Annotated in this window: 10 protein-coding genes; 6 read left to right on the top strand and 4 right to left on the bottom strand. The window is 61.7% G+C overall.

Going from position 1 to position 14,295, the window contains the following annotated elements; genetic code table 11:
* Positions 1-330 precede the first annotated feature (330 nt).
* Positions 331-3,702 carry a TonB-dependent receptor gene (locus VFU66_RS05925; RefSeq protein ID WP_326445317.1) on the top strand — a complete coding sequence of 1,124 codons (3,372 nt, stop codon included), beginning with the start codon at positions 331-333 and terminating at the stop codon, positions 3,700-3,702.
* Positions 3,703-3,832: 130 nt separating this feature from the next.
* Positions 3,833-5,416: a glycoside hydrolase family 43 protein gene (locus VFU66_RS05920; protein ID WP_326445316.1), complete on the top strand. Its 1,584-nt coding sequence runs from the start codon at positions 3,833-3,835 to the stop codon at positions 5,414-5,416.
* Here the strand turns inward: VFU66_RS05920 and ribF are convergent.
* From ribF to ygfZ, 4 genes are all read right to left on the bottom strand, one after another.
* On the bottom strand, positions 5,365-6,342 hold the full coding sequence (gene ribF, locus VFU66_RS05915; protein WP_326445315.1) for a riboflavin biosynthesis protein RibF: 978 nt from the start codon (positions 6,340-6,342) through the stop codon (positions 5,365-5,367). The two genes, VFU66_RS05920 and ribF, sit on opposite strands and share 52 nt — an antisense overlap.
* Positions 6,342-7,142, bottom strand: a complete 801-nt coding sequence (locus VFU66_RS05910; protein ID WP_326445314.1) for an MBL fold metallo-hydrolase — start codon at positions 7,140-7,142, stop codon at positions 6,342-6,344. The genes ribF and VFU66_RS05910 overlap by 1 nt, the downstream gene beginning before the upstream one ends.
* 225 nt (positions 7,143-7,367) lie before the next feature.
* Positions 7,368-8,012: a DUF1844 domain-containing protein gene (locus tag VFU66_RS05905; protein WP_326445313.1), complete on the bottom strand. Its 645-nt coding sequence runs from the start codon at positions 8,010-8,012 to the stop codon at positions 7,368-7,370.
* Between the two features lie 2 nt (positions 8,013-8,014).
* A complete protein-coding gene (gene ygfZ, locus VFU66_RS05900) occupies positions 8,015-9,055 on the bottom strand; it encodes a CAF17-like 4Fe-4S cluster assembly/insertion protein YgfZ (RefSeq protein ID WP_326445312.1) in 1,041 nt (346 codons plus the stop codon).
* Between the two features lie 61 nt (positions 9,056-9,116).
* Here ygfZ and VFU66_RS05895 point away from each other — a divergent pair, with 61 nt between their 5' ends.
* The 4 genes from VFU66_RS05895 to VFU66_RS05880 all read left to right on the top strand — a co-directional run bounded on the left by VFU66_RS05895 (position 9,117) and on the right by VFU66_RS05880 (position 14,281).
* The gene (locus VFU66_RS05895; protein WP_326445311.1) at positions 9,117-10,706 is read left to right on the top strand and encodes a hypothetical protein; all 1,590 of its coding nucleotides are present in this window, start codon (positions 9,117-9,119) and stop codon (positions 10,704-10,706) included.
* Between the two features lie 15 nt (positions 10,707-10,721).
* Positions 10,722-11,582, top strand: coding sequence for an S-methyl-5'-thioadenosine phosphorylase (gene mtnP, locus VFU66_RS05890; protein WP_326445310.1), 861 nt, complete (start codon positions 10,722-10,724; stop codon positions 11,580-11,582).
* A 73-nt stretch (positions 11,583-11,655) separates the two neighbouring features.
* Complete coding sequence (locus VFU66_RS05885; protein ID WP_326445309.1) at positions 11,656-12,600, top strand: PfkB family carbohydrate kinase; 945 nt, start codon at positions 11,656-11,658, stop codon at positions 12,598-12,600.
* Positions 12,581-14,281 carry a glycosyltransferase family protein gene (locus VFU66_RS05880; RefSeq protein WP_326445308.1) on the top strand — a complete coding sequence of 567 codons (1,701 nt, stop codon included), beginning with the start codon at positions 12,581-12,583 and terminating at the stop codon, positions 14,279-14,281. Before VFU66_RS05885 ends, VFU66_RS05880 begins: the two co-directional genes overlap by 20 nt.
* The last annotated feature ends 14 nt before the right edge of the window (positions 14,282-14,295 follow it).

Below are 14,295 nucleotides of genomic sequence, written 5' to 3'. Positions count from 1 at the left end.
AAGAGGGTGCTGAAAAAGTCATTGGCGAAGAGAAAGGCGTACCTCAGCGGCTAAAGCCGCGCTGATTTTGCGGTACTTGCGGCACGGCTGAAGCCGTGCCCTTAAGCAAAACGGACTTTTTCAGCACCCTCTAAAGCCCCTTATTCTTTGCCGGCAGTTTGGCAGGGCTAAAGTCCTGCGCTCCCACCGAGAGGCAGAGGCGCGAGTATTGCCACACCAGTGAAGCCATCTGCCTTCACCCAGCATGCTGCGTGCTTACAAGGGCCCCGCTCAATCGTTGCTTCCTTGGTGGAGTCAGCGGTTTTTGTTGTAGGAATTTCGAGGAGTGCCATGAAGAAAATTAATTGCACGATCATTTTGAGTCTGGTTGCTCTGGTGGCCGCGGTCGTGATGCCCGCTGCTGTGTTTGGGCAGGGGCTTGGCCGCATCAATGGAACTGTGACGGACAGCACCGGGGCTGCCGTTCCCAATGCGACGATTACGGCTACTCGCACGGGGACTGGAGCGGCGGTGACGGCGACCAGCGGCGGCGCTGGTGAGTACGTCTTCCCCTCGCTTGCTCCGGCAGAGTATTCGATCTCGGCGACGGCGAGTGGCTTTGCCCAGTTCACGCAGAAGAATGTGGTGTTGCAGGCGGACCAGGCGGTGACGGTGAACATTGCCCTGACGGTGGGCAGTGCGAGCCAGACGGTGACGGTGACGGAGGCTCCGCCGCAGGTGGACACGACGACGGGCACACTGTCGCAGGTGATCGGCCAGCAGCGAGTGAATGACCTCCCGCTCAATGGACGCAACGCGGCGGCGCTGACGACGCTGGTGCCGGGCGTGGTGGTCGCATCGAGCCAGAACATCGACCAGGGGCAGACGAAGACGTTTCCTGTAGTGGCTGCGGTGACGATCAACGGCACGCGCGCCAACCAGGTGAACTATATGCTGGACGGCGGCAATAACGTGGATGAGTACACGAACGTCAACGCGCCGTTTCCGTTTCCGGATGTGCTGCAGGAGTTCAGCGTAGAGACAAGCAACTACAACGCGGAGTATGGGCAGAATGCGGGCGGCGTGGTGAACATCATCACGCTGGGCGGCGGCAGCGCGTTGCATGGGGATGCATTTGAGTATGTGCGCAACCGCGTGTTCAATGCGGCGAATTACTTCAGCTATCAGAATGGCGTGAAGACGAGGGATTTTTTGAAGCGCAACCAGTTTGGCGGCACGCTGAATGGGCCGGTGGTGATTCCGCACCTGTACAACGGGCGCGACAAGACGTTCTTCTCGTTCGGAATGCAGGCGACGCGGTATCGGAACAAGGCCGTGGGCGGGACGGCGTTTTTGCCCACGCCTGCGCAGTTGGCTGGGACGTTCACGGGGCTTTCGTCGGCGACGGCGATCTCGAACCCGAAGACGCTGGCGCCGTATCCCTGCACGCCTACAGGGAGCACGTATACGTGCCAGGTGAATCCGGCGGACTTCAATGCTTCGTCGCTGGCGCTGCTGAAGTATCTGCCGAAGATTTCGGGGACCGATGGGACCTACCAGTTCTTCAAGCCGAGCAGCCAGAACTTTATTGAGTACACGGCGCGCGGCGACCATGCGCTGACGGCGAACGATCACCTGACGCTGCGCTACTTCTACGACCGCTTTGACAATGCGGGCGTGCTGGATGCAACCAATCTGCTGACCTACTCGGACCAGGCAACGATTCGCTATCACAATGCGCTGATCAGTGAGGCGCATGTGTTTTCGGCGAACCTGCTGAACAACTTTATTTTGAGTTATCAGATTGAAGATGCATCGCGCGGGCCGCTGGCCGGTGCGCCGAATGTGAACGACCTGGGCGTGAAGGTGTGGCAGCCGGCGTTCAAGCAGATCAACCAGATTCAGGCTGTCGGATTCTTCACCATTGGAGACAATCCGGCGGCTTCGTTCCGGCGCAACAACTACACGCTCTCCGACGACCTGCACTGGGTGAAGGGGAACCATTCGCTGAGCTTCGGTTTCCACGGTGAGATGGCGAAGGTGGACATCAACAACCAGTTTCAGCAGCCGGGAGTATTTCAGTTCAACAGCAACTCGACGATTGCGAGCCCGATGGCTGACTTTCTGCTGGGCGGATTGACGGTGTTTCAGCAGGCTTCGGGGCAGTACTTCAACAACCGCTATCGCGTGACGGGCTACTATGCGCAGGATAGCTGGAAGGTGACGCGGCGGCTGACGCTCAACTACGGCATTCGGTACGAGCCGTTTTCGCCGCAGCGCGAGATGGTGGGGCGGCAGGGCGTGTTCAGTCCGGCGGCACGGGCGGCGGGGCAGATCTCGACCACACACACTACGGCGCCTGCTGGATTACTGTTCCCCGGAGATCGGGGGTTTGTGAAAAACATGGTGCGGCCGGTGTACACGCACTTCATGCCGCGCTTCGGCTTTGCGTATGACGTGTTCGGCAACGGCAGGACGAGCGTGCGTGGCGGAGCGGGGCAGTTTTACGACACGCGGCTGCCGGGGGTCTTCGACAACATCTTTGCGAACTCGGTGCCGTTTGTGGCTTCGGTGAATGTGTCCTACTCACCGACGAGCCTTGGGAATTTTTCGGATCCGTATGCGAACATTCCGGGAGGAAATGTCTTTCCGGCGCCGCAGCCTCCGCCGGCGAGCTACTTCACGCTGGCGAATTATCAGAACTCGAGCTTCAGCACGTTTGATGCGGACACGTTTCGCGTGCCTGTGACTTACTCGTACAACCTTGCTGTGGAGCAGCAGATGACGAAGACGCTCTCCGGGCGGCTGGCGTATGTGGGCTCGCAGAGCTTCCACCAGATTAATCCGACGGACATTAACCCGATCTACAACCAGGGGCCGAACGTGGGCAAGCGTGTGTATGCTTCGACGACTCCGGTCGAGAATTATCCGAACCCAATTGCTACGGTGGATACGGGCGGGATTGCGAGCTATCACTCGCTACAGGCGTCGTTGCAGAAGCGTGTGGCGAACGGGCTGACCGCGTTTGTGAACTACACGTGGTCGAAGGCGATTGACAACAATGCGTTTGGATCGTCGGTGACGGCGGTGGTGCCGGGGTCGTCATACGTGCTGCCGGTGTATGAGCCGAACTACAAGCGGCTCGATCATGGGCCGGCGGACTACGACCATCGCAATGTGCTCAGTATGTCCTACGTCTGGCTGCTGCCTGAACTCAAGAGCGGCAATCGCGCGACGCGGTTTGCGGCGAACGGATGGCAGACAAGCGGGATCTTCCTGTTCCGCAGCGGCGATCCGCTGACGGTGACGGGCGCAAACGTGGACGGCACGGGCCTGAACCGCGACCGAGCGATCTGGAACGGGCAGAATCCGTATGGCGGGAATGCTTGTGCCACGGCGAACTCTGCGTGTAAGTCGTATCTGAATCCGGCGAACTTCTCGATTAACCCGAGCTACAAGGTGAGCGTGCCGCTCTCCTACGGCAATATTGTGAAGGGCAGCTTTGTGGGGCCGCAGTTTGCAAGCTGGGACGCGAGCGCGATGCGCATCTTCCAGTTGCATGAGGCATTGCAGCTCCAGTTCCGTGCGGATTTCTTCAATGTGCTGAACCATACGAACTTCGGCGATCCGCAAGGCTCACGGACTAATGGAGCGTTTGGACGGGTTACTTCGACCAATGGCGATCCGAGGATTGGGCAGCTCTCGCTGAAGCTGAAGTTTTAGGGAGGTTGCTGGAAGAGTCGTTGGCTCACAATATGTTCCGTGCAACTACGAGCACAATACGGTGGTTCTTCGCTGCGCTCAGAACGACGATGCGTAAGGGATGCATGCCTGAATGTCTTAGAGGAGAACCATGCTTCGCTTCAGATCGTTGAACACAGTTTTGATGTTGTGCGCCGTTGCTTTCCCGGCATGCTCATTTGCTGCGCAGAAGACGGCTGTTGCGCAGCCGCGTTATCAGAATCCGGTGCTCTACGCGGATTACTCCGATCCGGATGTGATTCGCGTGGGCGAGGATTTTTATCTGATTGCTTCGAGCTTTCATTTTTCTCCGGGCATTCCGATTCTGCACTCGCGCGATCTGGTGCACTGGGAGATTACGGGGCACGTGCTGCCGAAGCTTCCCTTTGGGCCTGCCTACGATATGGACGGCGGAACGCGGTATGGCGGCGGTGTGTGGGCTCCGGCGGTGCGGTTTCACGCCGGGCTGTTTTATGTTTATTTTCCAACGCCGGATGAGGGCATTTTTGTCAGCACTGCTCCGAGTATGACGGGGCCGTGGAGCAGGCCGGTGGCTGTGATTCGCGGACCGGGTTGGGAAGACCCGTGTCCTTTCTGGGACGATGACGGCAAGGCGTATCTCGTCCACTCGCGGCTGCACGCGGGACCGCTGATTCTGCATCGCATGTCGGCGGACGGGATGAGAGTGCTGGATAGCGGCAAGGTGATCGTCGAGGATGCGAAGGACCTGCCGGTGCTCGAAGGGCCGAAGATGTATAAGCGGCATGGATGGTATTACATCTTTGCGCCGATGGGCGGTGTGGGGAACGGCTCGCAGGCGGTGCTGCGGTCTCGCACGATCTACGGGCCGTATGAGTATCGCATTGTGTTGGCGCAGGGCGGCACGAAGATCAATGGGCCGCATCAGGGTGCGTATGTGGAAACGCCGGATGGACGCGGATGGTTTCTGCACTTTCAGCTTCGCGGCGCGCATGGGCGCGTGGTGTTGCTGGAGCCGGTGCGCTGGGTGGATGACTGGCCGGTGATGGGAGAGAGTGTCAGCGCAGATGATGCAGGCGAGCCGGTGGCGGGCGGGCCTCTGCCGGTGGTTGTTCGCGGTGCGGACGAGATGGCTCCGCAGACCTCGGATGACTTCGGCGGCGCGACGCTTGCGCCGATGTGGGAGTGGAACCACAACCCGGACGATGCGCACTGGTCACTGACGGAGCGGCGCGGGTTTCTGCGGCTCGATACGATGTTTGCGCCGGACCTGTTTCATGCGCGCAATACGCTGACCGAGTCGATGCAGGGCAATGCGTTCGACTTTACGGCGCGCATGGAGACCGGCCACATGCGGGATGGCGACCGCGCGGGCGTCTCGATGTTCGACAAGGGACTGGACTACGTTGCCGTGGTGAGGCGAGGAACGGCGCGGGTGCTGGTGTTTTCCGATCACGGCAGCTCGCAGGAGATTGCATCGGTCGGGCCGGGCGCGATTGAGTTGCGGGCGCATGTGGTTGGGGACACAGCGATGTACTTCTACAGCGTGGACGGCGGCGCGCACTTTCTGTCTGCCGGGACACCTGTGACGATGGTCTTCAGTTGGTGGAAAGGCGCCCGGCCTGCGCTGTTTGCATTCAACACGCTGCGGCGCGCGGGCGGTGGCTATGTGGACTTTGATTGGGTGCGGTACAGGGCGCTCGCAAGAGCGAAGTAACGCTGGGCCCGGTGGACGTCGCGGCCGATCTGTTCGCGGAGGGCTTCGGGGCTGGGCCAGTGGATCTCGGGGCGCAGGCGGCGGAGGAACGTGAGGGTGAGCGGCGTCGCTTCGGTGAGTTCGATGGGGTGGAAGTTGAGCAGGTGTGATTCGACGGTGAGAGCGTCGGCTCCGAAGGTGGGGCGCGTGCCGATGTTGGTGACGGCGTCGAAGGTCTCGATGCAGGGACCTGTGCCGACGGTGAGGGTTGTGATGTAGACGCCGTTGGCGGGGAGGAGTTCGTCGTAGGGTGCGAGGTTGATGGTGGGGACTGCGTAGCGTGTGCCGTATCCGCGGCCTGAGGCGGGTGTGCCGGCGATACTGAACGGGCGGCCAAGCAGCGCGCGGGCCTGGCTGACGTTGCCTTCGGCGATGAGCGCGCGGATGGTGGTCGATGAGATGGCGCGGCGGCGGAGATGACGCGGAGCGTAGACGCGGACAGTGAAGCCAAGTTCGCGGCCGAGTGCTTTGAGGCTCTGGACGCCAGCTTCAGCCTGGTAGCCGAAGCGGAAGTTTTCACCTTCGTGCAGTTCACGGACGTGGAGTGTCTGCTGGAGGATGTTGGTGGCGAAGTCGCGCGCAGCGGTGCGGGCGAGCGCGGCGGTGAAGGGAAGGATGAGGAGCGCGTCTACGCCGGTGGCGGCGATGCGGCGGATCTTTTCGTCGAGCGGCGTGATGAGCGGCTGGCGCGATTCGGGGCGTGTGATGCGGGCCGGGTGCGGGTCGAAGGTGACGGCGACGGAGGTGATGCCGAGCGAGCGGGCACGAGCGACGACTTCGGAGAGGACCCACTGGTGTCCGCGATGCACGCCGTCGAAGTTGCCGATGGTGGCGACGGAGGGGCCGAAGTTCGGCGGCACGTCTGCGAGTTGGCGGAAGAGCTGCATCAGGCGATCTCGAACTGAAGTTGGAGGCCGTCGTAGGCCAGGCGGATGTGCGGCGGGAGCGCGGCTTCGGTGACGGCGTGGTCGAGGTCGTGGCTCATGTGCGTGAAATAAGCGCGGCGCGGCTTGAGCTTTTCGACGAAGGCGATGGATTTTTCAAGGTGAGAATGGCTGAAGTGCGGGTCGCGGCGGAGCGCATCGAGGATGAGGATGTCGAGGTTCTGGAGGAGAGGGACACTCTCTTCGGGCAGGTCGCTCATGTCGGTGAGGTAGGCGGCGGAGCCGAAGCGGTAGCCGGTGATTTGCTGGATGCCGTGCGTGACCGGGACACGGCGGACGGTTGCGCCGAAGACGTCGAAGGAGGCGCCGGGAGTGGAGTCGATGCGGTGGAGCTGGACGCGGGCGCTGGTGGGGTAGCGATCTTCGGTGCGGAAGGTGTAGGCGAAGATGCGCTCGATGGCGCTGGCGGTGGCGTCATCGGCGTAGATGGGCAGATTGCCCTGGACGCAGAAACTGAGCGGGCGGAGATCGTCGAAGCCCATGACGTGGTCGGCGTGAGCGTGGGTGTAGAGGACAGCATCGACGCGGCGGATATTTTCGCGGACGGCCTGGGCGTGGAAGTCGGGGCCGGTGTCGATGAGCACGGTGCGGTCGTTGTAGGCGAGACGGATGGAGGGGCGGGTGCGGCGGTTGCGCGGGTCACCGTCGGCGGAGACGGCGGAGCGGCAGACGGCGCAGTCGCAGCCGAGCGTGGGTACTCCCATGGAGGTGCCGGAGCCGAGAAAGGTGAGCGTGGCCTGCATCGTTTAGCGCATGTTCCTATTGCTGAATGCGTTGTATCGGATGTCATTGAGAGTGATGGCGCGACTGAGAAAATACAGGGATTCTTCCCATTCGACTTCGCTCAGGGCAGGCTGCTGCGCTCAGAATGACAACCATAAAACAGAACGACAAATGACGACCGTAAAACAGAATGACAAAGCTAGAACTGCGTGAAAAAACTAAAACGGTGACGGTTGAATTTGCATCTAGCGGACGATGCTGGGGCCGGCAGGTTTGCCCGGTGCGGGTGGTTGCTGCGTGCGGGCGGCGGCGGAGCGTGCGAGCGCCTGGGTGATTTCGAGGAAGGCCATGCGCAGCTCGAAGAGGGCGCTTTCGAGCAGGCGCGACTCGTCGACGGCGAGGTTGCCTTTGGTCTTTTCAGCGAGGACGCCGAGCATGTCGATGCTCTGGCGCGCGCCGAGGATGTCCACCTGCGGCTGCTGGCCTTCGGGTGTGGCTCCGCCAAGCTGCATGATGGCGGTCATGTAAACGGACTGGACGAGGCCCTCGAAGCTCATGGCGGGCGGGTGGTCCATGCCGGGGTTGGCGGCGCGGACGGCGGTGTCGAGCCGATCGGCGGTGGCCTCGTAGGCGATGCGGGACTGCTCGGACTGCTCGGCGGTGGGGCCGGGGGGGAGGTCGTCTGCGGTCTCGGGCTGCGCTGTGGCTGCCGGCTCGGGTACGTGCTCAACTTTTGGCCTGGGCTCGGACACGGCTTCGACCGCGGCTTCAACCGGCATGGGGGCGCGGTGCTCTTTTTCAGGCGATGGGTCGGCGTCGGGGCGCGGCTCGCCTTCAAGGGTGAACTTGCGACGGTCGGTGACGACGAAGGGCTTGTTCTGTTCGGACATGCTTATGCTCTCTCTGGTTCTGATGCTGGTTGCTGCTTCTGCGCTTCAGCAGTATAGGGAATTGACGAGGGTGTTGCGGTTCCACCGGAGTAGTGCAAAGCGGCATTGCGGTCGAGTGCTTCGCGGCGGATGTAGCCGAGCGCCAGCTGCACGAGGCCTTCGGGTAACGGGATGGCGGAGACGCTGGTGAGTTCGCCGACGGGCTTGCCTTGGGCTTCGAGTGGTACGCCTGCGGCTGGAAGTGCGCCTTCGAGGCGGAACGTGGTGAAGGTGCGGTGGACGTTGCCGCGCGAGCGGATGCGCTCGACGATCTCCTGCCCGAGATAGCAGCCTTTGCTGAAGTGGAGCGCGCGGGTCTGGTTGGTTTCCTGCGGCAGGTCTTTGTCGCGGATGTCAGTGCCGAAGCGCGGCGTGCCTTCAAGGATGCGGAGCCACTCGCGGGCTTCGGGGTCGCAGTGTGTTGCTCCTGCGGAGATGAGGGCTTGTGTGAGGGATGCGACGGTCTGGGCGTCAGACCATAGTTCGTAGTGCGGGACAAGCGGGCTGTGCGCGTGGATGATCGTGACTTCGGCTTCGTTCCATGTGCTCGCTTGTATCTCGAACTCGTTGAGCTGCGCGGTGGGCAGGCTGATCTGTTCGAGCAGCCGCGCGGCTTCAGGGCCTGTGACGGCGAGGCCGGAGCGCGTGGCGGAGATGTTGGTGAGTTCGACGTCGTCCATGATGATGAAGCGGTCGAGCAGGGGCATGAGCGCGGGTATCTGCGTGGCGGCGGTTTCGAGGAGCAGCGCATCGGGCTGGCTGAAGATGTTGGCGTCGCCCTGGATGCGTCCCTGCGCGTTGAGGAAGAAGTTGTAGTTGCCTTCGCCGTGCGCAAGCTGCTGGATGGAGTTGGTGCTCATGCCGTTGAGCCAGCGGACGCGGTCCGCGCCGGTGATGCGGAGCCAGCCGATGTCTGCGAGCGGCGAGATGCCCGCACCGTGGAGCAGGGCGGCAAGCTGGGCTGCCGATGAGACCTGGGTGTCGGGATGGCTGGTTGGAGTCATGGGCGGGCGGATGGGCGAAACTCTGCGTACACTTGATTATAGCGGTGGATTGAGAGGTCTTGTGTCGCACGGACGGGTTGGGAGCAGCGGGCAGTGGATGGTGTGGGTGGCCGCGATGACTGTGTTCGCGGTGGTCGGTGCGGCGTGTCTCGCGCAGACGGCTCCTCCGGCGAGCGGGCAGACAGACTCTGCGGAGAGCGCCACGCCGATGACGAAGGCGCAGGCGAAGGAGCTGTTCCAGTCCGTCGATACGATTTTGCAGTTTGTCAGCAACGACTCGAAGCTGCCGATTGAGCACAAGGTGAAGCGGAAGCTGATCTCGCGCGATGAGGTCAATAAATATCTGACGAAGAAGTTCGATGACGACCAGAGCGCGAAGCGGATGGAGCGCGATGAGATTGTGCTGAAGAAGTTCGGGCTGCTCGACCGCGACTTTCAACTCAAGCCGTTTTTGCTGGGGTTGCTGACGGAGCAGATTGCGGGCTTCTACGACAACAAGACGAAGACGGTGAACCTGCTGGACTGGATTAAGCTGGACGATCAGAAGCCGGTGCTGGCGCATGAGTTGACGCACGCGCTACAAGATCAGAAGGTGGGGCTGGAGAAGTGGTCGGATGTGGGCGATGACGGGATTGCGCGCAATGTGAGTGAAGACAATCACCACCTGCAGACGGACGAGGCTGAGACAGCGCGTAGCGCCGTGGCCGAAGGGCAGGCGATGGCGGTGTTTGTGGACTACACGCTGCGGTCCACGGGCAAGACGATTGCCGACGCTCCGGGGATTGGCGAGAAGCTGAAAGACCTGGCAGCGGACACGAGTGGGTCTCCGATGATGTCGCGGGCGCCGCTATTGTTGCAGCAGTCGCTGATCTTTCCTTACAGCGATGGGCTTGCATTCGAGCAGGCGATTCTGGTGAAGCAGGGGCGCGATGCCGCGTTTGCGGGAGTGTTGGCGAATCCGCCCTCGTCGAGCTTCGAGATTATGAATCCTGCTGCGTATATGGCGCACGTGCCGGTGCCGGTGCTGCGGCTGCCGGACATTCATCCGCTGATCGACGCCGAGTACACGCCTTACGACGTAGGTGTGATGGGTGAGTTGGATGTGCGGATTCTGACGGAACTGTTTGGTGGAAGGAAGTTGTCGGCGGTGCTGACTCCGCAGTGGGCCGGTGGTCTGTATTACGCTGCGCAGCGGAAGTCGGCGGTGACGGAGGCGGAGAAGGATTCGACGGCTTCGCTGGGGCTGCTGTATTACTCGCGGTGGAAGAGCGAGGACGCGGCGCGGTCGTTTTTGCAGGTGTATGAGACGGAGATTGCGCGGAAGTATTTGCATGCGGAGCGGCGGCAGAGGGACGAGGCTGATGCGGGTGAGCGAGTGTACTCGACCGGAGAGGGCGATGTGCTGCTCTCGATTTCAGGCAAGGACGTTTTTGTGAGTGAGGGGTTTGAACTTTCTCTGGCGCGCAAACTGCGAGACCAGATTGAGAGCGGGCAAGGTGTGGGGCCATTGAAGATTGCAGACGTGCCGATGCACGAGCCTGCGCTTTCGATGTCGCGGTCGCTGGCGTCGTTTGGCATGATGCGCGTGGGGCTCGGACGATATACTTTGAATGGGACGCAAGCGGCCTCAGAGCCGGGACGCGCGCATTAGAGGAGACCAAATCATTTGAGCAAGGCAGAGATTGGCATCATTGGGGGCAGCGGCCTGTACGCCATGCCCGGGCTTTCGGGCGTGCGCGAGGAGCGCGTGACGACGCCGTTTGGCGAGCCTTCGGACGCTTTCATTCTGGGAGAGCTTGAGGGGCGCAAGGTTGCGTTTCTGGCGCGGCATGGACGCGGACACCGCATCCTGCCGAGCGAGTTGAACTTTCGTGCAAACATCTACGCGATGAAGATGCTGGGTGTGGAGCGGATACTTTCGGTGTCGGCTGTCGGCTCGCTGAAGGAGGAGCATAAGCCGACGGACTTTGTGATTCCGGACCAGTTCATCGACCGCACGTTTGCGCGCGTGGGCACATTCTTTGGCGAAGGGATCGTTGCGCATGTTGCGTTCGGCGATCCGGTCTGCGGAACGGTTGCGGCGGCGTTTGGCAAGGCTTGCCAGGCAGTTGGCGTGGTGGGCAAGGCGGGCGGCACGTATGTCTGCATGGAAGGGCCGCAGTTTTCGACGCGCGCGGAGTCGAACCTTTACCGGAGTTGGGGCGCGGACGTGATTGGCATGACGAACCTGCAGGAGGCCAAGCTGGCCCGCGAGGCGGAGATCTGCTACGCGACGATGGCGATGGTAACGGACTATGACTGCTGGCGCGAAGGACATGATGATGTGACCATCGACCAAATTGTGGCGGTGTTGCATCAGAATGCTGACAATGCGGCGAAGGTGGTGCGTGCAGCCGTGGCGGCTATGCCGAAGGAACGGACCTGTGCCTGCGGCGATGCGCTGAAGTATGCGATTTTGACCGATCGCAAGGCGATTCCGGACGAGGCGCGGAAGAAGCTGGCGCTTCTACTGGATAAATATCAGTAGGCGATTTTTCGCGGCTGGTGTTGACGCTGGCGGGTATAACGAATGTTTCAGAGAACGATGACAAGGAGTTTTGATGGCGATTCTGGTTGTGGGTTCAGTTGCGTTCGATAGCATCGAGACGCCTTATGGCAAGGTAGACCATTGTCTGGGCGGCGCGGCGACACACTTTTCGTTGGCTGCCAGTTACTTCACCGATGTGCGGGTGATTGCGGTGGTCGGCAAGGACTTTACGGCGGAGCACGAGACAGTGATGACGCGGCGCGGAGTGGATACGCGCGGGCTGGAGCGGGCGAACGGGTTGAGTTTTCACTGGACCGGCTCTTACTCGGGCAGCATGGATGAGGCGAAGACGCTGGGCACGGACCTGAATGTCTTCGAGACCTTCGAGCCGAAGATCCCCGAGTCTTACAAGGATACGGACTATCTTTTCCTCGCCAATATCGACCCGGTTTTGCAAGGGCGCGTGCGCGGCCACATGCCGAAGGTGAAGATGGTCTGCGGCGACACGATGAATTATTGGATTGCCGACCATCGCGCGAACCTTGACAACGTGCTGCGCGAGTTGGATGTGCTGCTCATTAACGACGGCGAAGTCCGGATGCTGGCAGGCGAGCGCAACCTGGTTCTAGCCGCCGAGAAGGTGCTGGCGATGGGGCCGAAGACGCTGGTGGTGAAGCACGGTGAGTACGGCGCGACGGCGTTCTTCAGCGATCGTTCGTTCGGCGGCCGCGTGAAGGTTGCGCGGCCCTTCCGCGCACCTGCGTTGCCGTTGGCCGAGGTGGTGGACCCGACCGGCGCGGGCGATTCGTTTGCCGGAGGGTTCTACGGCTACCTCGCCTCGCAGCCGGAGCTGACGCCTGCGGTCTTTCGCAAGGCGATGTTCTATGGCGGCGTGATGGGCTCGTTTGCCGTCGAGCGGTTCGGCACTGAGCGTTTGCAGAACGTGACCCGCGAGGAGATCGACGAGCGGTTCAAGCTGTTTCAGGAGATTTCGCACCTTGACTACACGGGGGCGTAAAGACGTGGGCAGGCCGGCGCGGACGAGGCCGTCGCTGCTGGGCACTGCGGCCGGCGTGGGAGGGGCGGGCGATGAGGTGCGTCCCGCGACGCGCGAAGAGACGTTTCCGGTGGCGATGGGGGCACTGGTGCTCGGCATTTTTTCACTGCTGATGTGCCTCAGGCGCGACTATCTGCTGCTGTACGGAGACGCGGTGGCACACCTGGGGATTGCGCGGCGCATTGTGGATTCGCGCAATCCCGGGTTGGTGCAACTGGGCGGCGTGTGGCTGCCGCTGCCGCATCTGCTGATGGTTCCTTTTGTGCAGAATATGGAGTGGTGGCGGAACGGGCTTGCGGGAGCGTGGCCGTCGCTGGTCTTTTATATTCTCGGCGTCGCGGGAATCTACCGGCTGGCGCGGCGCATGATGGTTCCGCGCTGGGCCTTTGCGGCTGCGGCGTTTTACGCGCTCAATCCTAATCTGCTTTATCTTTCGACGACGGCGATGACAGAGCCGTTGTTTCTCGCCATCGTCATCTGGATGGTGCTGCTGACGATGGAGTGCGGTGCGGCGATTCGCGCCGCGGAGACTGCGCTGGTTCAGCGAAGGCTGATTTTTATTGCGTTGCTGATTGTTGCTGCTGTCTTTACGCGCTACGACGGATGGGTGCTGGGCGCGGCGGTATGGTGCGTGCTGACGTGGCAGCTTTGGCAAAGGCGTGAGGTCTGGCGCGAAGTCTCCACTGCATTTGTTGTGTTCACGCTGCTGGCCGTGGCGGGGCCGGTGAGCTGGTTTGCCTACAACCAGCACTTCTTCCACGACTGGCTGGACTTCATGCGCGGGCCGTATTCGGCAGCGGCCATCGACAAGCGGACGACGCCGCCGGGTGCTGGGCACTATCGGGGATGGCACAACCCGGCGTGGGCGCTCGTGCTGTATACGCGCACGTCGCAGGTGGATGCGGCAGCGTGGGAGCTTGGCTTCGGCGTGATGGCCGCGGCGATTGCGGGGCTGGTGCTGGCTGTTCGCCGCAGGATTGCGCTGAGCGCGCTGCTGCTGTGGTTGCCACTGCCGTTTTATGTCTACTCGGTCGCGTATGGATCGGTGCCCATTTTCATTCCTCAACTGTGGCCGCACTCGTATTACAACTCGCGCTATGGGATGGAGATGCTGCCTGCGCTGGCGGTGTTTGGATTTCTCGCCGTGGCGTGGGGAGAGCAGTGGCTGCGCGGACGGCAGCCGCTGGCTGGGCGGCTGTTGCGGCCTGTCGTGCTGCTGCTGATCGTGTTGAATACGATTGCGATGATGTACCGGGTGCCTCTGGTGTTGAAGGAGGCCCAGGTCAACTCGGTGACGCGCGTGGCGTTTGAGAAGGCGCTGGCGCAGATTATCGAGGGGCTTCCGCCTGGTTCGCCGATCCTGATGTACAACTCGAATTTCGTCGGCGCGTTGCAGGACGCGGGCATTCCGCTGCGCCAGACGGTGAATGAGGAAGATCGGGACAGTTGGCAGGCGGCGCTGAAGGCTCCCGCGCAACATGCGGCATTTGTTATCGCCATTGCGGGAGATGCGGTGTCGAAGGCGGTGGAGGAGCATCCCGAGGGCCTGACCGAGATGACGATCCTTTGCACGACCGGGCAGCCCTGCGCGCGCGTGTATCAGTCCACGGAGTTTGGCTCTGCGCCCGGGGCACATCCGTAGATTCCTTTTAATCC

The sequence above is a fragment of the Edaphobacter sp. genome, assembly GCF_035763405.1.
In the GTDB taxonomy this organism is placed as follows: domain Bacteria; phylum Acidobacteriota; class Terriglobia; order Terriglobales; family Acidobacteriaceae; genus Edaphobacter.
The sequence above is the reverse complement of the archived record's forward strand: the minus strand, read 5'-3'. Positions and strand labels throughout refer to the sequence as shown.